Annotated in this window: 17 protein-coding genes and 2 tRNA genes; 6 read left to right on the top strand and 13 right to left on the bottom strand. The window is 71.2% G+C overall.

Annotated elements, in window-relative coordinates:
- Positions 1 to 90 precede the first annotated feature (90 nt).
- Positions 91 to 1362, bottom strand: a complete 1272-nt coding sequence (locus tag ACLJQM_RS28620) for an ROK family protein (protein WP_410633442.1) — start codon at positions 1360 to 1362, stop codon at positions 91 to 93.
- A gap of 244 nt (positions 1363 to 1606) precedes the next feature.
- The gene (locus ACLJQM_RS28615; RefSeq protein WP_410633441.1) at positions 1607 to 2068 is read right to left on the bottom strand and encodes a MarR family winged helix-turn-helix transcriptional regulator; all 462 of its coding nucleotides are present in this window, start codon (positions 2066 to 2068) and stop codon (positions 1607 to 1609) included.
- A 139-nt stretch (positions 2069 to 2207) separates the two neighbouring features.
- Here ACLJQM_RS28615 and ACLJQM_RS28610 point away from each other — a divergent pair, with 139 nt between their 5' ends.
- Together ACLJQM_RS28610 and ACLJQM_RS28605 are read left to right on the top strand one after the other, a co-directional pair.
- Entirely contained in the window at positions 2208 to 3392 is a 1185-nt protein-coding gene (locus tag ACLJQM_RS28610) for an MFS transporter (RefSeq protein WP_247020520.1), read from the top strand.
- Between the two features lie 23 nt (positions 3393 to 3415).
- Positions 3416 to 4249: an aldo/keto reductase gene (locus ACLJQM_RS28605; RefSeq protein WP_410633440.1), complete on the top strand. Its 834-nt coding sequence runs from the start codon at positions 3416 to 3418 to the stop codon at positions 4247 to 4249.
- Positions 4250 to 4314: 65 nt separating this feature from the next.
- On the opposite strand, the gene ACLJQM_RS28600 is transcribed toward ACLJQM_RS28605, so the two are convergent.
- From ACLJQM_RS28600 to ACLJQM_RS28590, 3 genes are all read right to left on the bottom strand, one after another.
- Positions 4315 to 5154, bottom strand: a complete 840-nt coding sequence (locus ACLJQM_RS28600) for an SAM-dependent methyltransferase (protein WP_360782792.1) — start codon at positions 5152 to 5154, stop codon at positions 4315 to 4317.
- A gap of 140 nt (positions 5155 to 5294) precedes the next feature.
- Entirely contained in the window at positions 5295 to 6392 is a 1098-nt protein-coding gene (locus ACLJQM_RS28595) for a hypothetical protein (protein WP_410633439.1), read from the bottom strand.
- Positions 6393 to 6471: 79 nt separating this feature from the next.
- On the bottom strand, positions 6472 to 6900 hold the full coding sequence (locus ACLJQM_RS28590) for a helix-turn-helix domain-containing protein (RefSeq protein ID WP_410633438.1): 429 nt from the start codon (positions 6898 to 6900) through the stop codon (positions 6472 to 6474).
- 152 nt (positions 6901 to 7052) lie between these two features.
- Between ACLJQM_RS28590 and ACLJQM_RS28585 the strand changes: the two genes are divergently transcribed.
- A complete protein-coding gene (locus tag ACLJQM_RS28585; RefSeq protein ID WP_247020510.1) occupies positions 7053 to 7463 on the top strand; it encodes a hypothetical protein in 411 nt (136 codons plus the stop codon).
- Positions 7464 to 7521: 58 nt separating this feature from the next.
- Here the strand turns inward: ACLJQM_RS28585 and ACLJQM_RS28580 are convergent, their stop codons facing one another.
- From ACLJQM_RS28580 to ACLJQM_RS28570, 3 genes are all read right to left on the bottom strand, one after another.
- Entirely contained in the window at positions 7522 to 7722 is a 201-nt protein-coding gene (locus ACLJQM_RS28580) for a hypothetical protein (protein WP_360782802.1), read from the bottom strand.
- 88 nt (positions 7723 to 7810) lie between these two features.
- Positions 7811 to 8353, bottom strand: coding sequence for a type 1 glutamine amidotransferase domain-containing protein (locus ACLJQM_RS28575; protein ID WP_247020506.1), 543 nt, complete (start codon positions 8351 to 8353; stop codon positions 7811 to 7813).
- A gap of 81 nt (positions 8354 to 8434) precedes the next feature.
- On the bottom strand, positions 8435 to 9988 hold the full coding sequence (locus tag ACLJQM_RS28570; protein WP_410633437.1) for a SpoIIE family protein phosphatase: 1554 nt from the start codon (positions 9986 to 9988) through the stop codon (positions 8435 to 8437).
- A gap of 138 nt (positions 9989 to 10126) precedes the next feature.
- Here ACLJQM_RS28570 and ACLJQM_RS28565 point away from each other — a divergent pair, with 138 nt between their 5' ends.
- Positions 10127 to 14812, top strand: coding sequence for a HAMP domain-containing protein (locus tag ACLJQM_RS28565; protein WP_410633586.1), 4686 nt, complete (start codon positions 10127 to 10129; stop codon positions 14810 to 14812).
- Here ACLJQM_RS28565 and ACLJQM_RS28560 read toward each other — a convergent pair.
- Positions 14764 to 14837: transfer RNA gene (locus tag ACLJQM_RS28560), tRNA-Gly, on the bottom strand. The two genes, ACLJQM_RS28565 and ACLJQM_RS28560, sit on opposite strands and share 49 nt — an antisense overlap.
- A gap of 78 nt (positions 14838 to 14915) precedes the next feature.
- Here ACLJQM_RS28560 and ACLJQM_RS28555 point away from each other — a divergent pair.
- Positions 14916 to 14989 (top strand) — tRNA-Pro (locus ACLJQM_RS28555).
- Positions 14990 to 15184: 195 nt separating this feature from the next.
- Here ACLJQM_RS28555 and ACLJQM_RS28550 read toward each other — a convergent pair.
- Positions 15185 to 15955, bottom strand: coding sequence for an alpha/beta fold hydrolase (locus tag ACLJQM_RS28550; protein ID WP_410633436.1), 771 nt, complete (start codon positions 15953 to 15955; stop codon positions 15185 to 15187).
- A complete protein-coding gene (locus ACLJQM_RS28545; RefSeq protein ID WP_410633435.1) occupies positions 15952 to 16743 on the bottom strand; it encodes an NAD(P)H-binding protein in 792 nt (263 codons plus the stop codon). The genes ACLJQM_RS28550 and ACLJQM_RS28545 overlap by 4 nt, the downstream gene beginning before the upstream one ends.
- Positions 16744 to 16810: 67 nt before the next feature.
- Between ACLJQM_RS28545 and ACLJQM_RS28540 the strand changes: the two genes are divergently transcribed.
- Entirely contained in the window at positions 16811 to 17176 is a 366-nt protein-coding gene (locus tag ACLJQM_RS28540) for a winged helix-turn-helix transcriptional regulator (protein ID WP_247020498.1), read from the top strand.
- On the opposite strand, the gene ACLJQM_RS28535 is transcribed toward ACLJQM_RS28540, so the two are convergent.
- Positions 17149 to 17727, bottom strand: coding sequence for a hypothetical protein (locus ACLJQM_RS28535; protein ID WP_410633434.1), 579 nt, complete (start codon positions 17725 to 17727; stop codon positions 17149 to 17151). The genes ACLJQM_RS28540 and ACLJQM_RS28535 overlap by 28 nt on opposite strands.
- Before the next feature lie 25 nt (positions 17728 to 17752).
- Positions 17753 to 19315, bottom strand: coding sequence for a carbohydrate-binding protein (locus ACLJQM_RS28530; protein ID WP_410633433.1), 1563 nt, complete (start codon positions 19313 to 19315; stop codon positions 17753 to 17755).
- Between the last annotated feature and the right edge of the window lie 48 nt (positions 19316 to 19363).

The raw sequence follows: 19363 nt of genomic DNA, 5'->3' as shown, positions 1-19363 counted from the left end.
CCGGCGATTCGCCGCCCGGCGCGCGGGCGCCCACCCGATCTACATCGCCGGACTCGATCAAGTGTTTCCACCCGGTCGGGGGCAGCACGCTCATCCGCTCTCCCGTTCCGCGCGCACCGGCACCAGCGCCGGGTCGTCGAACACCGCCTGCAGCGCCACGTGCGCGCCGCCTCGCGAAGCCGCGGAGAACCCGAGCCAGGACAGCTCGACGCGGCAGCCCCCGATGCCCGGGGCGATCACGCGGGTTTCGAGCTCGGCCAGCATCGGGCCGAGCAGGTACGGGCCCAGCTGCGCGAAGTAGCCGCCGAGCAGCACCACGCGCGGGTTGAAGACGTTGACCAGCACCGCGGCGCCGACGCCAAGCCCGGTGCCGACCTGCGCGAGCGCGTCGAGCGTCCGCTTGTCCTTCAGCTCGGCGCGGCGGCGAATCAGGTCGAGCCGCTGTTCGAGGTCCAGCGACGGGTCGTGCACCGGGTCGCCCGGCGACGCGGCGAGCCGCAGCATCCCGGCGAGCCCGACGAGCGTTTCCCAGCAGCCGCGGCGGCCGCAGCCGCAGATCCGGCCGGCCGGGTCGAGCTGGATGTGACCGATCTCGCCGGAGAACCCTTCGGCGCCGCCGAGCAGCCGTCCCCCGGCGATCACCCCGCCGCCGACGCCGATCTCGCCGGTCAGGTAGACCAGGTCGGCGGTGCCGGCGACGCTGCCCATGGCGTATTCGCCGAGCGCGCCGAGGTTCGCGTCGTTGGCCGTGCGGATCGGGTACGACGGCGGGCCGAGCCGCCGGGTCAGCCGCTCGGTGATGCCGCGGACCACCCGGACGTCGGTCCAGTGCAGGTTGGGCGCGAAGGCGACGGTGCCGCTCGCGACGTCCACCAGCGCCGGGATGCCGACGGTGACGCCGGCGGGCATGACCCCGAGCCGCCGGAACTCCCGCAGCGCCCGCGCGGTCAGCTCCGCACCGGCGTCGAGGACCTTCTCGACGGGGAACGCGGGTACGTCGAGCGCGACGCGCTGCTCGAACAGGACGGCGCCGGTGAGGTCGAGGGCGAGCGCGGTCAGGTAGTCGACGTTGATCTCCACGCCGATCCCGCCGACGCCGCGGCCGTCGAGTTCGACGATCGTGCCCGGGCGCCCCACCGCGCCGGCGCGCTCGCGGTCGCCTTCCCGGACCAGCCCGCGTTCGGCGAGTTCGGCGACGAGGCTGGACACGGTTCCCTTGTTCAGCCCGGTGTCCGCGGCGATCCCCGCCCGCGACCGGGGACCCGCGTCCCGCAGGTGCCGCAGCACCAGCGAAAGGTTGCTCCGCCGGACGGCGGCCTGGTCAGCCGGGCGCACCGGTCTGAGCGAGAAGGAGGAGTCCACGCCGACACCACCCCAGTTCGTCTGGTGGGACAACAAATTAGGGCGGCGCAAACGGTCCGGTCAACGGCTGACGGGAACGGCCGGAAGCCGGACAAACCGTGCTGACCAGCGAAACTATCGAACGCGGCGAGCGAAAGTGTCCCACGGATGGAGCAGGGGTTCGGGCGGGTGGCCGCCGCAATCACACGGCCGATCGGGAATGTGCCGCTCAGCGGGAGTTTCGGAGGACTTTCGCAAGCTTGCGTCAGGCCGAAGGCACGGCAGGGAAGGAAAGCGCGCCCAGCGCCCCGACCAGCGGTGAAAGTTCCGGCAAGGTTTCGGCCTCGGCGAGCGCTTCCGCCAGGGCCGTGTCGTGGGTCGGGCGGGCCGCCGTCAGCAGGGCCTGCCCCGCCGGCGTCACCTCCGTGTAGATGCCGCGGCGGTCGTCCGCGCAGAGGTAGCGGGCCAGCAGACCGCGGCCCTCCAGCCGGGTCACCAGCCGCGTCGTCGCCGACTGGCTGAGCACCACGGCGTTGGCGAGCTGGTTCATCCGCAGGTGGAAGCCGTCCTGGCGGGCCAGCACGTCGAGCACGGTGTACTCGCTCACCGACAGCTCGTGGTCGCGCTCGAGCGCGCGCTGCAGCTTGTCCTCGATCCGCGCGTGGAGCGCGGCGAGCGTGCGCCAGCCCTGCGCGCGTGCCGCCACGGCGTCGTCGTCCAGTGACACGGTTCACCTCTCCCCGGCTTGCGCGCACACGTTTGCACGCTGCACTATCGAGCTCGTGCAATATACGGCGTCTGCAACTATCTCGGACGCTCGTAGTTGCCAACGCCCACAACAGTCTACCCCGGGAAGAAGGAAGTCCATGCCCGCCGCTCTGCTCGCACTGGCGATCAGCGCTTTCGGGATCGGCACCACCGAGTTCGTGATCATGGGCCTGCTGCCCGAGGTCGCGGGCGACTTCGGCGTCTCGATCCCGTCCGCAGGCCTGCTCATCTCGGGCTACGCGCTCGGCGTCGTCGTCGGCGCGCCCGTGCTCACCGCGCTGGCCTCGCGGGTGCCGCGCAAGACCGTGCTGGTCGCCCTGATGGGCCTGTTCATCGCGGGCAACGTGCTCTCGGCGCTCGCCCCGAGCTACGGCCTGCTGATGACCGGCCGGGTCGTCGCGGCCCTCTCGCACGGCGCGTTCTTCGGCGTCGGCTCGGTCGTCGCCGCTTCACTGGTCGCCCCGGCGAAGCAGGCCAGCGCGATCGCGCTGATGTTCACCGGGCTGACCGTGGCCAACGTCCTCGGCGTGCCCGCCGGCACCGCGCTCGGCCAGGCCTTCGGCTGGCGCTCGACGTTCTGGGTGGTCAGCGTCCTGGGCGTGCTCGGCGCCATCGGCATCCTCGCGCTGGTGCCGCACCAGAAGCCGGACCCGGGCGCGGGCCTGCGCGGCGAGCTCGCCGTGTTCCGCCGCCCGCAGGTGTGGCTCGCGCTGGTGATGACCGCGCTCGGCTTCGCCGGGGTGTTCGCGTCCTTCACCTACATCGCGCCGATGATGACCGAGGTCGCCGGCTTTTCCAGCGGGGCCGTGACCTGGCTGCTCGTGCTGTTCGGCGGCGGCCTCTTCGCCGGCAACCTGCTGGGCGGCCGGGCGGCGGACCGCAAGCTCATGCCGAGCCTCTACGTGATCCTCGCGGCGTTGGCGATCGTGCTGGTCGCGTTCGTCTTCACCGCGCACGCCAAGGTGCCCGCGGCGATCACCATCGCGCTGTTCGGCGCGGCCGGCTTCGCGACCGTGCCGCCACTGCAGGCCCGCGTGATGGCCAAGGCCGAGGGCGCCCCGGCGCTGGCCTCGGCGGCGAACATCGCCGCGTTCAACCTCGGCAACGCCGGCGGCGCATGGCTCGGCGGCCGGGCCATCGAGTCCGGCCTCGGCTACACCGCCCCCAACTGGATCGGCGCGGCGCTCGCCGCGGCCGGCCTCGCCGTGGCGCTCGTCTCCGGCCTGCTCGACCGCCGTTCCCCGGCTAGTTTCGCAGCCGGGGAACGGGTACTCGCCCGATGAACCACCCACCGAAAGGAACCCTCGTGACCAGCGTGCCCGTGATCGAACTCAACAACGGCGTGCGGATGCCGCAGCTCGGCTACGGCGTGTTCAAGGTCCCGGACGACGAGACCGCCACCGCCGTGAAGGCCGCTCTCGACGCGGGCTACCGCAGCATCGACACCGCCACCGTCTACGGCAACGAAAAGGGCGTCGGCCAGGCCCTCGCCGAGTCGGACGTGCCCCGCGACGAGCTCTTCGTCACCACCAAGCTGTGGAACTCCGCCCAGGGCTACGACTCGACGCTCAAGGCGTTCGACGAGAGCATGGCCAAGCTCGGCCTCGAGCAGCTCGACCTGTACCTGATCCACTGGCCGACGCCGCAGCGGGACAAGTACCTGGACACGTGGAAGGCGTTCGAGAAGCTCTACGCCGACGGCCGCGTCCGCGCGATCGGCGTGTCCAACTTCCAGCCCGCGCACCTCGAGCGGCTGATGGACGCTTCCGACGTCGTGCCGGCGGTCAACCAGATCGAACTGCACCCGTACCTGCAGCAGCAGGAGGTCCGCGAGTTCGACGCGAAGCACGGCATCGCGACGGAGGCGTGGAGCCCGCTCGCCAAGGGCGGCAGCCTGCTGGGTGACCCGATCGTGGCGGAGCTGACGGTCAAGCACAGCCGGACGCCCGCGCAGATCGTGCTGCGCTGGCACCTGCAGCTGGGCAACGTCGTGATCCCGAAGTCGGTGACGCCGTCGCGGATCGAGGAGAACTTCGACCTGTTCGGGTTCACCCTCACGGAGGAGGAGGTCGAGTCGCTGAACCCGCTGGACCGCGGGGAGCGCACCGGCCCCGACCCGGACACGTTCAACGCCGCCTGACCTGCCGCGGTCGTGAGTGTGTTCAGGCGGGTTCCAACCCGCCTGAACACTCACGACCTGGGGTGTCACTGCTTGCGGGCGACTCCGCCCAGGGTCAGGAAGTTCAGCTCGCTGAGCGGGTGCAGGCGCGGGCCGTCGGGCCACCATTCGTGCAGGTAGACCAGCCCCGGGCGAAGCAGTTCGGTGCCGTCGAAGAACGCCGTGATCTGCTCCCGCGTGCGGTACACGCTGCCCAGCCCGGTGCCCTGGAAGCTCGTCTCCAGCAGCCGCGCGAGTTCCTGCCGCGGCGAGTCCTCTTCCGGGTCGAAGTGGTGCGTGAGCAGCAGGTACGACCCCGGTGCCAGCGCCTTCACGTACTCCGCGACGATCTTCTTCGCGCGTTCGTAGTCGTCGATGTGGTGGATGATCGACGTCAGCATCAGCGCCACCGGCCGGGAGAAGTCGAGGTACTCCTTGACGACGTCGTCGGCGAGGGTGTCGGCCGGGCGGGTCAGGTCGGCGCCCGTCACGTGGGTCAGGTAGTTCTCCTCGAGCAGCGCCCGCCCGTGCACCTGCACCACCGGGTCGTTGTCGACGTACACCACCTGCGCGTCCGGGTTGTACCGCTGCGCCACCTGGTGGGTGTTTTCCGCGGTCGGCATGCCGGAACCCAGGTCGAGGAACTGGTCGATGCCGCGCTTGCCGGCCAGGAATCGCACCGCGCGCACCAGCCAGTCGCGGTGTTCCTTCGCCATCGTGCGGGCGCCGGGCGCGATCGCCAGCAGGCGCCGCATCGCTTCGCGGTCGACCTCGTAGTGGTCGTGGCCGCCGAGCAGCGCGTCGGACAACCGGGCCAGGCTCGCCTTGCTGAAATCGAGCGCGGCGGCGCCGCCCCCGGTTCCGGACCGCAGGTCGCCAGGCGTCATCGGCTGATCTCCCACTCTGCACCGCGGTGGACGGCGCCCCTGCCCGGGCTTCGCTCACCGTGTCCGGCAACGGACAGTGCTCAGCCTACGACATGCCGTTCACAGTGTGAACCAGGGCGAAGGGCCTTACCTGCCAGGGACTATGACCCCCAACGCAGTTCGCGCCAGGAGATTCCACCGTCCGTGGTGCGGTACACGGCCGAACCGCCCGCGGCATCCGGCTGACCGTCCACGACGACTCCCGTGCCGCGGCCGGGGAAGTCGAGATCGGCCAGCCCGAGGCCGCGTTCGGACAACGCCGTCGTCGTCCAGGTGCGGCCGCCGTCGGCCGTGCGGTGCAGGAACCCGACGCCCCCGCCCACCGCCGCGACCGTCGCGGTGGCCGGCGAAGCGGCGGCGAACCCCTGCGTGATCCCGGTGTACGGCGCCTCGTCGCTCCCGCTGAACGCCCCGCCGAGCTGCGGGGCGTGCCGCAACCGCCGCTCGGTCGAGCCGGGCTGCGGCGACCCGGGACTGCTGCTGCACAGCGCCACGACCTGCCGGTCCCGGACCCCGGCGAGCGACGCGACCGACCCCGCCGGGCAGGGCGCCTCGGCCCGGGTGAAGCGGACGCCGTCGCGCGAGGTCCAGTACTCCTCCGTGCCGTAGTCCGCGCCGAGCGCGACCTGGAGCCCACCGCCGGCGGAGAGGTCGCCGTAGGTCAGCGCGCCGGTGGCCGCGAACCCGGGCACCCCGGCCAGCACCGGCGAGCCGGCGACGGCGGAGTACAGCCGCGTCGAGCCGCGGCCCTCGCCGTAGGCCGTCAACACGGCGAACACCCGCCCGCCGGTTTCGGTGATCTTCGAGAGGTAGTACGGCTCGCGCGCGCCGATGAGGCCGACCGGGTGCCAGGTCGCGCCGCCGTCCCGGGTGGTGCGGACGTGGACGCCGTCGCTGACGTACGCGACGCGGGCGGAGACGAACGTGAGCGCGACGTGGTTGTGGTTGTCCGGCAACGGCATCGGCGGCGCACCCAGCCGCCGCCAGTGCGTGCCGCCGTCGGTCGTGCCCACCAGCGCCGGGCACCAGCTCTTCGCGCACGGCGAATACCCGAGGACGTACCCGGTGTCCGGGCCGGTCCAGCTCGTCGACGCGGGCCGGAACCCCGCCGGTACCGCGGTTTCCGCCGACGCGGGGAGGACGGGAAGTGCCAGGAGAGCGAGGACGGACGCCAGCAGCGCCGGGATTCTCATGATCACGTGGACGTCCCGCACGGGGCCGGGTTGCCCGCCCCGCCCGGGATTCCCACGCGCGGCTCAGCGCGCGGTGGCCGGGAGATCAGGCCAGGTTTTCGGCGATCGACGCCACCCACCGCAGCAGGTCGGCGCCCGCGGCGAGGTCACCGAGCACGATGATCTTCATCGTGGCGCGGCCTTCGTCGTGGATGGTCTCCACGCGCAGGGGCCGCTCACCGCCGTCCCGCGGGCCGTTGACCGAGGCCACGACCATGGTCGAGAGCCGGTCCGCGCCGGCCCGGTCGATGCCGCCCAGCTCGACGACGCCCGACAGCTCGGCCGTCCGCGCCGCCCCGGCCCGCTCGGCGACCGGCAGCCCGGTGAACGCCTCGAGGTCGTCGGCGGCGATCCGGTACTGCTTGCCGATCCGGACCGCCTTCAGCCGCCCGTCCCGCACGTAGTTCCGCACCGTCCGGACGTGCAGGCCGAGCTTCGCGGCGACCTGCTCGACGGAGAAGACGTCCTGCGCCATGACCCTCCTTGAGTCCCCCAAACAACCCTAACATGACGCATTTTTCGGAAGTTTGAGGAATGCGCGGTTTACCCGTCCAGGTGACGGGTATTCCCCCGGCGCTACCGTACGCCCAGATACGTCCACATCGGACAGTCGAAAGGACGGCGACGATGCCGTATCCCCCGCCCCAGGAGCCGTACGAACCGCGCTACGAACCGGCCACGACGGAAGAAGTCGTCGAGCGGACCCACCCGCGGATCCGGGTCGTCCGCACGGTCAACGCCCTGATCCACCTCGTGTGCGCGGTGTTCGCGCTGGTCCTGGCCGTGCACATCGTGCTGGTGCTGGGCGAAGCCAACTCGGCGAACGGCTTCGCGCACCTGATCAGCGAGTGGTCGGCCGGCGTCTCACTGGGCCTGCGCAACCTGTTCACGCCGGATTCGGAGAAGCTGGCGACGTTCCTCAACGACGGTCTCGCGGCGGTGATCTGGCTGGTCATCGGGGCGATCCTGACCGACGTCATCACGCGTATCGGCGCGCCGGGGCCGCGCCGGGTCTGGTACCGGCGCAGCTACCGCTGACCCGGACGTGAAGAAGGCCTCCCCGGCTCGACCGGGGAGGCCTTCTTCACGTCCGTCGTCAGCCCTGCGGCTGTTCGGCCACCGGTTGCGCCGGCTCCGGCTCGCTGACCGGCCGGGCCGGGTCGGCGGGGTCGGCGCCGCGGGGTACCGGAACGCCCACGGGGGCGATCGCGTCGAAGTGCTCGCGGCACCAGCGGCCGTAGCGCCTTGCCTGCACCGTCATCGCGTCCACCTCCTCTCGCCGGGCGATCCTCGTCACACCCTCAGCGTCCTCCGCCGGGGCACCGAATGCCAACAAATTTAAGCGGGACTTAACACGCGCGTCCGGGTGAACGTCTACAAAGGACTCAGCCCGCGAACGAGCGCACGACCTCGCGGCAGAACGCCGGCAGGTCGTCCGGGTTCCGGCTGGACACCAGGCCGTTGTCGACCACCACTTCTTCGTCGACGACGGTGGCGCCGGCGTTACGCAGGTCGGTGCGGATACTCGGGTACGACGTCAGCCGGCGCCCTCGTACGACATCCGCTTCGACGAGCGTCCACGGACCGTGGCAGATCACCCCGACCGGCTTGCCGGCCCGGACGAAATCGCCGGCGAAGCGGACCGCGTCCGGGTCGATGCGGAGGTTGTCCGGGTTCATCGTGCCGCCGGGCAGCAACAGCGCGTCGAAGTCGTCGACGCGGACGTCGGCGACCTTCCGGTCGACGGGGAAGCGGTCGCCCTTGTCGATGTCGCCGTTCATCGCCTGGATCTCGCCGGTGTCGAGGGACACCAGCTCGACCGTCGCACCCTCGTCGAGGACGGCCTGGCGCGGCTTTTCGAGTTCGACCTGCTCGACGCCGTCCGCCGCCAGGATCGCGACGCGGCGTCCGTTCAGTGCGTTCGCCATGAGACTCCTGTCATCGGGATCGATGCACGGGGAATTACCCCCTCCGCGTGCGGCCAAACCCGGTCCACAAAGGACAGGAGCTCATTCGGGGCACTCGATGGCCAGCACGGCGATGTCGTCGTGTGCCGAGCTGCCGAGCCAGTCCCGGACGGCCTGCCGCAGCCGCCGCACGACCTCGCGGGCCGGCTCCCCCGCCGCGGCCGTGAGCACCGCGCGCAGCCGGTCGTCGCCGAAGAGCTCCGTGGGGTCGTGGCGGTTGCGGGCCTCGGTGATGCCGTCGGTGTAGAGCAGGCACATCTCGCCGCGCTCCAGCCGCACGCCCGCCTCGGCGAACCGGGCCTGCGGCGAGATGCCGACCAGCGTGCCGGGGACGGTGACCTCCTCGACCACGCCCGAGCGGCGGATGATCAGCGGCGCCGGGTGCCCGCCGGAGGCCAGCGTCAGCTCGACGCCGCCGTCCGCCGGGCGCGCGGTGCCGAGCACGAGGGTGGCGAAGCGGCTGCTGCCGCCGGCGATGAGCAGCTCGTTGAGCAGCCGCAGCAGCGTGCGGCCGTCGCGTTCGACCATGGCCAGCGCGGTCAGCGCGTGCCGGACCCGGCCGGTCAGCGCCGCGGCCTCCGGGCCCTTGCCGCAGACGTCGCCGAGCACCAGGAACGCGCTGCCGTCGTCGTGCGGGAGGACGTCGTAGAAGTCGCCGCCGACCGCGAGCACCCCGCCCGCCGGCTCGTACCAGGTCTCGAACCGGGTGCCCTCGAGCTCCGGCGGGTCGATCGGGCGCAGCGTCGTCTCCAGGCCGCGGGTGGCCTCTTCCTGGCGGGCGTAGCGCTGGGCGTTGGCCAGCGCCGTCCCGGCCGCCTTGGCGAACTCGACCACCGCGCGGGTCTGGTCGGTGCCGAACTCGGGGTCGGCGCGCCGGCCCAGCAGCAGGGCACCGGTGACGCCGGCGCCCGCGCTCGGCCCGAGCGAGACGACCGAGACGTCGGCGTGGCCGGCGAACCGGTCGGCGACGACCGACGGGAGCGTCGCCACCTCCGGCGCGGGCACGGGCGCGAGCTGGGGACGGCCGAGGGCGCCGAAGGTGGCCGCCAGCACCGGCGCGACCTGGGCGGGGACCCGCCGGATCCGGCCGTGGCCCTGCGCGGCAGGGCCCTCGCAGCTCCACCACTCCCACCGGCCGCGAGTGGTCGGGAGCAGTACGAAGACGGTTTCGGCCAGCGCGGACGCGGCCAGCTCGGCGATCACCCGCGCGGTGCCGTGGCGCCCGCGCGCCCCGGCCAGCCGGGGCCCGGCCTCGGCCAGGAAGTCGCCGACGTGCCGCTGCGGGACGTCCTCCGCCTGCACGGTCCAGGCGTGCCAGCCGCCCGGGAGGGCTCTGATGCGCGCCGGACGCCGGTGGCCGGCTGCCTCGACGTGGCCCGAGGTCTCGGCGATCGGGTGCAGCCGCGGCTCGGCGCCGCCGGTCAGGGTGCGTGCCGCCGGGTTCGCCCAGCGCAGTTCCCCGTCGGCGTCCTGGACGAACACCGCGTCGCGCACGTCTTCGAGGACGGCCCGCCCGAAGGCGTCGAAGCCCGGCGGCCCGTCCTCACCGGCGATCGACGGCAGGGCCGCCGACGCCGGGGCCGGACGTGACACCATGCACGGACCTCCTGCCTCCGGACTGCTGTCGCACGGCTACCGCGTGGTGGGCGGACTGGCTCGAAGTGTAGGGCGAATCATGGCACGCTGGGTCGACGACCATGGCTGGCGCATGCGTGGTGGAGAGGGTCGGCACACATGACAACGGAATCCCAGAGCGAAGCGGCCGCGCTGGAACGGCTGCTCGTGGCGGTCCGGGATCTCGGGGACGGCAACTTCCGGCGGCGGCTCGTGCCGCACGGCGACGGCATCTCGGCGCAGCTCGCGGTGGCGTTCAACGACATCGCCGAGCGCAACCAGCGGCTGGTCAGCGAACTGCTGCGGGTGCGGACGGCGGTCGGCCAGGAAGGCAGGCTGCTCGAACGGCTGGAGGGCCAGGTCGGCCCCGGCGGCTGGAACACCGCCGTCGAAGCCGTCAACGGCCTGGTCGAGGACCTCACGCGGCCGGCGATCGAGCTGGAGCGCGTGCTCGGCGGCGTCGCGGACGGCGACCTGTCCCAGCCGATGACCCTCACGCTGGACGGCCGGCCGCTGCAGGGCGCATACGCGACCCTCGCCAAGACCGTCAACGGCCTCATCGCGCAGCTGTCGCGCTTCGCCGTCGAAGTGACGAGGCTCTCCCGCGAAATCGCGGGTGAGGGACGTCTCGGTGGCCAGGCGGTCGTCCCGGGCGTGTCCGGCACCTGGCGCGACCTGACCGACTCGGTCAACTTCATGGCCGACAACCTCACCGAGCAGGTCCGCAACATCGCGCAGGTCACCACCGCCGTCGCGCGCGGCGACCTGACCCAGAAGATCAACGTCGACGCCCGCGGCGAGATCCTCGAGCTCAAGAACACCATCAACACCATGGTCGACCAGCTCTCGTCGTTCGCCGACGAGGTCACCCGCGTCTCCCGCGAGGTCGGCTCGGACGGCAAGCTCGGCGGCCAGGCCCAGGTCGCGGGCGTCGCCGGGACGTGGCGCGACCTCACCGACTCGGTCAACCAGATGGCCGACAACCTGACCGACCAGGTCCGCGGGATCTCGCAGGTGGCGACCGCGGTGGCCAACGGCGACCTGACGAAGAAGATCGACGTCGACGCCCGCGGCGAGATCCTGCAGCTGAAGAACACGCTGAACACGATGGTCGACCAGCTTTCGGCGTTCGCCGGCGAAGTCACCCGTGTCGCGCGCGAGGTGGGCTCCGAGGGCAAGCTGGGCGGCCAGGCGGAGGTGGCGGGCGCGGCCGGGACGTGGCGCAGCCTCACCGACTCGGTCAACGGCATGGCCGACAACCTGACCGACCAGGTCCGCAACATCTCGCACGTGACCACGGCCGTGGCGCGGGGCGACCTGACGCAGAAGATCACCGTCGACGCCCGCGGCGAGATCCTCGAGCTCAAGACGACCATGAACACGATGGTCGACCAGCTCTCCGCCTTCGCCGACGAGGTCACCCGCGTCGCGCGCGAAGTGGGTACCGAGGGCCAGCTGGGCGGGCAGGCGCAGGTCCCGGGGGTCGCCGGCACCTGGCGCGACCTGACCGGGTCGGTGAACTTCATGGCGAACAACCTGACCACCCAGGTGCGCAACATCGCCCAGGTCGCGACCGCCGTCGCGCGGGGCGACCTGACGCAGAAGATCGCGGTCGACGCCCGGGGCGAGATCCTCGAGCTCAAGACCACGCTCAACACCATGGTCGACCAGCTCTCCGCCTTCGCCGACGAAGTCACCCGCGTCGCCCGCGAAGTCGGCACCGAGGGCAAGCTCGGCGGCCAGGCCACCGTGCCCGGGGTCGCGGGCACCTGGAAGGACCTCACCGACAACGTCAACTTCATGGCGAACAACCTGACCGACCAGGTCCGGAACATCGCCACGGTGACGTCGGCGGTCGCGAAGGGCGACCTGACGCAGAAGATCACCGTCGACGCGCGCGGCGAGATCCTCGAACTCAAGACCACGCTCAACACCATGGTCGACCAGCTCTCCGCCTTCGCCGACGAAGTCACCCGCGTCGCCCGCGAAGTCGGCACCGAAGGCATCCTCGGCGGCCAGGCCACCGTCCGCGGCGTCGCCGGGACGTGGAAGGACCTGACCGACAACGTCAACGTCATGGCCACCAACCTGACCGACCAGGTGCGCAGCATCGCCACGGTCGCGACCGGCGTGGCCAACGGCGACCTGTCGAAGAAGATCTCGATCGTCGCCCAGGGCGAGGTCGCGGCGCTGGCCGAGACGCTGAACGGCATGGTCGAGACGCTGCGCGCGTTCGCCGACGAGGTCACCCGCGTCTCGCGCGAGGTCGGCACCGAAGGCATCCTCGGCGGTCAGGCGCGGGTCCCCGGCGTGGCCGGGACCTGGAAGGACCTGACCGAGAACGTCAACTTCATGGCGCACAACCTGACCAGCCAGGTGCGCAACATCTCGCAGGTGACCACCGCGGTCGCGAAGGGCGACCTGACGAAGAAGATCGACGTCGACGCCCGCGGCGAGATCCTCGAACTCAAGACCACGATGAACACGATGGTCGACCAGCTCTCGGCGTTCGCCTCCGAGGTCACGCGCGTGGCGCGCGAGGTCGGCACCGAGGGCAAGCTCGGCGGCCAGGCCGAGGTCGGCGGCGTGTCGGGCACCTGGCAGCGGCTCACCGAGAGCGTGAACCAGCTGGCCGGGAACCTGACCACGCAGGTCCGCGCGATCGCGCAGGTGGCGACCGCGGTGACGGCGGGCGACCTGACCCGGCACATCACGGTCGACGCGTCCGGCGAGGTCGCGGACCTCAAGGACAACATCAACCAGATGATCGCGAACCTCAAGGAGACGACGAGGACCAACCGCGAGCAGGACTGGCTGAAGACGAACCTCGCGCAGCTGTCGGGGCGGATGCAGGGCCACCGCGACCTGGCTTCGGTCGCCGCGCTGATCCTGTCCGAGCTGGCCCCGCTGGTCCGCGCCCAGCAGGGCGCGTTCTTCCTGGCCCGCGACGACGACCGCGACGGCACGGTGCTGGAGTGCATCGCGGCCTACGGGCTCGCGCAGTCCCGCGCCGGCCTGCGCTTCGGGATCGGCGAGTCGCTGATCGGCCAGGCCGCGGTCGACCAGCGCACGATCCTGGTCCACAACGCACCGCCGGAGTACGCGCTGATCTCGTCCGGCCTCGGCTCGGCCGCGCCGGTGAACCTGATCGTGCTGCCGGTGCTGTTCCAGGGCGAGGTGCTCGGCGTGCTGGAGCTGGCCTCGGTCAACGAGTTCAGCACGGTCCACCAGGACCTGCTGGAGCAGCTGCGGCACACCATCGGCGTCAACGTGAACACGATCCTGTCGAACTCGCGCACGGAAGCGCTGCTGACCGAGTCGCAGCGGCTGGCGCAGGAGCTGCGGGCGCGGTCGGAGCAGCTGCAGGCCCAGCAGGGCGAGCTGCGGCGGTCCAACACGGAGCTGGCCGAGAAGGCCGCGCTGCTGGCCCAGCAGAACCGCGACATCGAGGTCAAGAACAGCGAGATCGAGCAGGCGCGCCAGGAGCTGGAGGAGCGCGCCGGGCAGCTGACGGTGGCGTCGCAGTACAAGACCGAGTTCATGGCGAACATGTCGCACGAGCTGCGGACGCCGCTGAACAGCGCGTTGATCCTGGCGAAGCTGCTCTCGGAGAACCCGGAAGGGAACCTGACGGAGAAGCAGATCCAGTTCGCGAAGACGATCTACGCGGCCGGGTCCGACCTGCAGCAGCTGATCAACGACATCCTCGACCTGGCCAAGGTCGAGGCGGGCCGGCTGGACATGCAGATGTCCGACATCACGCTGCCGGAGCTGGTGGACTACGTCGAGTCCCTGTGCCGGCCGCTGACCGCGGACAAGGGCCTGGAGTTCGCCGTCCACATCGACCCGCCGGTGCCGGGCAGCGTCCACACCGACGAGCACCGCCTCCAGCAGATCCTCCGCAACCTGCTCTCGAACGCGGCGAAGTTCACCGACGAGGGCGGCGTCCGCCTGCACATCCGCGCGGCCGACCCGGCGGAGGTCGAGCAGGAGGCGCTGCGCAACGCGCCGGGCATCATCGCGTTCGCGGTCGAGGACACCGGGATAGGGATCCCGGAGGAGAAGCTGGCGGTCATCTTCGAGGCGTTCCGCCAGGCGGACGGCACGACGAGCCGCAAGTACGGCGGCACGGGCCTGGGCCTGAACATCAGCCAGCAGCTGACCGAGCTCCTGGGCGGCGAGCTGCGCGTGGTGAGCGAACCGGGCGTCGGCTCGACGTTCACCCTCTACCTCCCGGTGGCGGCGGCCAACCTGGTCGACCCGGCGGTCACGGCTCTGTCCTCCCCCCGCCTCCCCCCGGTCCCGAGCACGGTCCTGGTCGCGGCCCCCGACGTCACGCCCAAGCGCTTCCACGGCGAGAAGGTCCTGATCGTCGACGACGACCTGCGCAACGTGTTCGCACTGGCCGCGGTCCTGGAACAGGCCGGCCTGGAGGTCATCTACGCGGAGACGGGCGTGGACGGCATCCGGGCCCTGGAGCGCAACGAGGACACGGCCCTGGTCCTGATGGACGTGATGATGCCGGAGCTCGACGGCAACGCGACGATCGCGGCGATCCGAGCGGAAGCGGTCAACGCCGACCTCCCGGTGATCGCCGTGACGGCCAAGGCCACCGCGGAGGACCGGGCCAGGACGCTGGCCAGCGGAGCGGACGACTACATCACGAAGCCGGTGGACACCGACAAACTGCTGGACGTGATCGCGGCATCCCTGGAGGCCGACGCCGCTTCAGCCCGCGACGCCGCCTCCTACGAGAGTGGAGCGGGTGACGGGAATCGAACCCGCGTAGCTAGTTTGGAAGACTAGGGCTCTACCATTGAGCTACACCCGCGTGCCCCCGAGGTACCCGGGTGCGAGGCCAGCTTAGCGTGACGCGCTAGGCTGACCGCACACCCCCCTGGGGGTGTGCCGGGATGTGGCGCAGCTTGGTAGCGCATTCGCTTTGGGAGCGAAGGGTCGCAGGTTCAAATCCTGTCATCCCGACCGGATTCCGTGGGTGGGGTGTGTCCGCGGAGCGCGCGGACTTCCCCCGGAATCCGGGTGCTGCCCGGGGGCCGAGCCCCCGGACCCCCACGGTGCCTTCGGTTCCCGTTGGCAGGTGTGCCCCGGCTTGGCCGGGCCTGGGGTGGGTGGGAACTCCCCGGTGGGGGTGTGTCGCCGTCGCGCCGCAGCCGTACGTCAGCGGGCTGTGGCTCCGCTGATCCTCTCCAGCCACTCCGCCAGCACCGCCGCCAGGGCTTCCGGTTGGTCCTCCGGGGTGTGGTGCCCTGCCTTCTCCGGGCGGTGCACCACCTCCAGCGACGCGAAGTTCGCGGAAAACCACTCGACCATCGACGGCGTCAGCATCGTGCCGAAGCCCGGCTCGAACGTCACCAGCAACTTGGGCACGGCGGACGACGAAAGCCAGCGGTCGAACGCCTCGACCCGCGACACCACCGACGCCGGCTCGCCGCCCAGTGGCATCGACCGGGTCCACTGCAGCACCGGGCGAAGGTCCTGGGACGCGTACTCCGGGGGCAGGAAGTCGCCGACCATCGACTCGCCCACCCCCGGCGTCTTGAGAGCGCGGAACACCTCGGCCCCCGCGGGCGGGAACTCCGCCCACGACATCGGCTTCAGCACCGCTTCCGTGAACGCCAGCGCCCGGACCCGCGAAGGGTGGCGGGACGCCCAGTCCGCCGCCAGCGCGCCACCCCAGTCGTGGCCGATCAGGACCACGTCGTCCAGCGCCAGGGCGTCGAACCAGTCGTCGAGGTGGCGCGCGTGGTCGTCGAACGTGTACTCGATGTCCGGCCTCGGTGAGTCACCCATGCCGATCAGGTCCGGTGCCAGGCGACGGCCCGGCAGGGACGGCATCACGGTGCGCCACAAGCGGGACGACGTCGGGTTGCCGTGCAGGAACACCAGCGGCGCTCCGCTGCCTTGCTCCTGATAGGCCAGTGTCGTCACTTGAACGCTCCCGCGAAACGCGCGGCCCACGCCGCGAACGGACGCGGCGGGCGGCCCAGGATCCGTTCCACGTCCGGGCTCACCCGCTGCTCCGACGGCGCCGGTGCGCCCAAGATGTCCAGTGTGGACTCCGCCACCTCCGCCGGCATGAAGTTCAGCATCGCCGCGAGGGCCTCGCCGCGCGTCTGCGGGACGAACCGGACCGGCTCCCCGACCGCCTCGCCGATGGCCGCCGCCTGCTCGCGCGGCGACACCGGAGCCGGGCCGGTCAGGACGTACGTCTTTCCCGCGTGCGACGGGGAAACCAGCGCCGCCGCCGCGACCGCCGCGATGTCCTCCGGGTCGATCACCGGCAGGGCGACGTCGCCGAACGGTGCCGCGATCGCACGTGAAGCGCGCACGCTTTCCGCCCATTGGAACGCGTTCGACGCGAACCCGGCCGGACGCAGGATCGTCCACTCCGGACTCGACGCCCGTACGGCGTCTTCGAACACCGCCGGGTGCCGTCCGGTTCCGACGCCCTGCGACGACAGCAGCACCACGCGGGCGGACCCGGTCCGGGCCAGCACCGGCTCCAGCGAACCCTGGAACCCCGGCGGCACCATCAGGAACACCGCCGACGCGTCCTCGAATTCCGGTGGCGAAGCCAGATCTCCTTGCCGGACAACCACTCCCGGTGGCGCGTCGGCGATCCGGCGGGACACCGCCGTCACTTCTTCTCCGGCCTCCGCCAGCTGGCGCACCAGCGGGGCTCCGACATTTCCCGTTGCTCCCACAACCACGATCATGGGAACGACGCTACATTCGCCGGTATAGTAGGTACCTAGAGGAAAGTAATGGCTGGAGGCCCGAAAAGTGACCAGGACCACACCCGAGCTGGCCTGCCCGATCGCGCCGGTCGTGGACATCGTGTTCAGCCGGTGGACCACGCCGATCCTGTGGGCCCTCAACGAATTCGGCCGGCAGCGGTTCGTCGAACTCGAGCGCCGGATCGCCACCATCACGCCGAAGGTGCTCACCCAGCGGCTGCGACAGCTGGAGCGCGACGGTCTCGTCGTGCGCACCTACCACGCCGAAGTCCCGCCGCGGGTGGAGTACGAGATCAGCGAGCTGGGCCGCAGCCTGGGCCCGCTGTTCGCCAGCCTCGCCGAGTGGTCACCCCACCTCGACGAGGTCGAGCAGGCCCGGGCGGCTTACGACTCCCGCAGCTCGGCCAAGTAGGCCTCGGCCGCGGCGACGTCGGCGGCCGAGGCCCTCGCCCGCTCGCGTTCGAGGGCGGCCGAAAGGATCTTCACGGCTTGGGCGACGTCGCCGCGGGAGTCGCCCTGGACGACGGCGTTCTCCAGCGCCCGGCCGAGCTTCGTGGTCGCGAGCGACGCCTGCTCGCGCGAGACGATCCGGATCCAGTTGCCGCCGGGGTCGACCACGCTGAAGCCGGTCAGGCCCCCCATGTTCTTGCGCACGCGCGGCCGGGTCATCCGCGGGATCCCCTTGACCAGCAGTTTCCCGTGCGCCGCACGCATCCCGGCGGCGAACGCCTCGAACAGCGCGCCGAGGTCGGGGACCTGCACCAGGCAGGTGCCGTAGGACTGCTCCGGATCGAAGCCCGGCATCCCGAAGAAGTGCAGGTGCAGGTCCTCGCGCCGCAGCGCGACGTACGGGTTCGGGCGGAGCTGCCGGTACGTCCGCTCGAACCCCAGCATCGCGTAGAACTCCGCGATCTCGTCGACGTCCCCGCACGGCAGCAGGGGCGTCGTCACCTCACCGGCCATTGATCTCGTACCCCATACGAAAAGACTACTGCGAAATGTCCAGATAATCCAGGTTCGCCGGGCCGTCGGCGGTGGTCGCGGTGAGCCGTACGGTGTGCGCGCCCGCCGTGAGAGTCACCGGACGGGCGACCGTGCTCCACGTCGTCCAGGCGCCGGTCGGCGAGAACGGGACGCCGGTGGCCACCACCGCGCCGTCCACCGCGATGTCGACCGGGCGCGCCGCCGTCGTGCCGTTCGCGTAGCCGACCGTGAGCGTCGACGCCGGCCCGCTCACCTGCCACTCGACGTAGCTGCCCACCGCGTTGGCGCCGTTCGCGAAGCCCGTTCCCGAGAAGCCCGCGTGGTTCGCGTCCACCGTGCCGCCGGCCGAAAGGGTCGCGGATTCGGCTTCATAACGGGAACTCCGGGACGACACGCGGTACAGCACCGTCGCGTGCGAGGGCACCGACGCGCTGATCGTGCCCGTGGTGGTCCGGACCGCCTTGCTCCACAGGTCTTTCAGCGTGTACGAAGACGCGCCGCCGATGCCGGTCGCGGACGCGGTCGTGCTGATCGTCGCCGTCGCCGCCGTCTCGTTGGACAGCGCCACCGCCCGGTCGCCGTTGGCGAGCACCTTGCTGTAGACGACGAGCCCGCCGTTCGCGCTCAGCACGGTCGCCTGCTTGCCCAGCGGGTCCTGGTCGAGCGCGATCACGTCGGTGTTCTCCAGGATCGCGAAACTGTCGGCCGACGCCTTCCGCAGGTCGCTGCCGATGAGCAGCGGCGCCGCCATCATCGCCCACAGGCTGAAGTGCGTGCGGTACTCGGCCGCGGTCATGCCGCCGTTGCCGACCTCCAGCATGTCGGGGTCGTTCCAGTGCCCGGGGCCGGCGTACTGCGCGAGCCCGCGGTTGGTCTGCGCCTTGCCGATCATGCTCGACCACTTGTCGGAGATGTCGCCGGTGGTGCGCCACAGGTTCCCGACCGGCGCCGCCCACGTCCACGGCTTGTTCTGACCCCACTCGCAGATCGAATAGGCGATCGCGCGCCCGGACTTCGCGAGCGCGTCCCGCATCGCCTTGTACCGCTGCTGCGCGTCGGCACCCTGGTTGTTGCAGTTGTCGTACTTCAGGTAGTCGACGCCCCAGGAGGCGAAGAGGTTCGCGTCCTGCTGCTCGTGACCCAGCGCGCCGGGGAAGCCGGCGGTGTTGCACGTCTTCGTCCCGGCGCTGGTGTAGATGCCGAACTTCAGGCCCTTGCCGTGCACGTAGTCGGCGAGTGCCTTGATGCCGTGGGGAAAGCGCGCGGGGTCGGGGACGAGGTCACCCGCCGGGTTCCGCGACGGCAGCGCCCAGCAGTCGTCGATGTTGACGTAGGTGTAGCCGGCGTCCTTGAGGCCCTTGCTGACGAAGATGTCGGCGATGCCCTTGATCATCGCCTCGCCGAACTCGGGGCGGCACTGCGTCGAGTTCCAGTTGTTGAACCCCATCGGCGGTGTCCGCAGCAGCCCGTTTTCGAGCGCCGACGCCGGGGGTGAACCCAGGACGAAACCGCTTGCCGCGATCGCCAGCGCGGCGGCCGCGCTCGCGATGCGCCGAAGTGAGGACATGCGTGCTCCCGGAGGTGAGTAGGGCGACCTCCGGTTAGTTAAGGATCC

The organism is Amycolatopsis sp. cmx-4-83, from assembly GCF_046548815.1.
GTDB classification, from domain to species: Bacteria; Actinomycetota; Actinomycetes; order Mycobacteriales; family Pseudonocardiaceae; genus Amycolatopsis; species Amycolatopsis pretoriensis_A.
The sequence above is the reverse complement of the archived record's forward strand: the minus strand, read 5'-3'. Positions and strand labels throughout refer to the sequence as shown.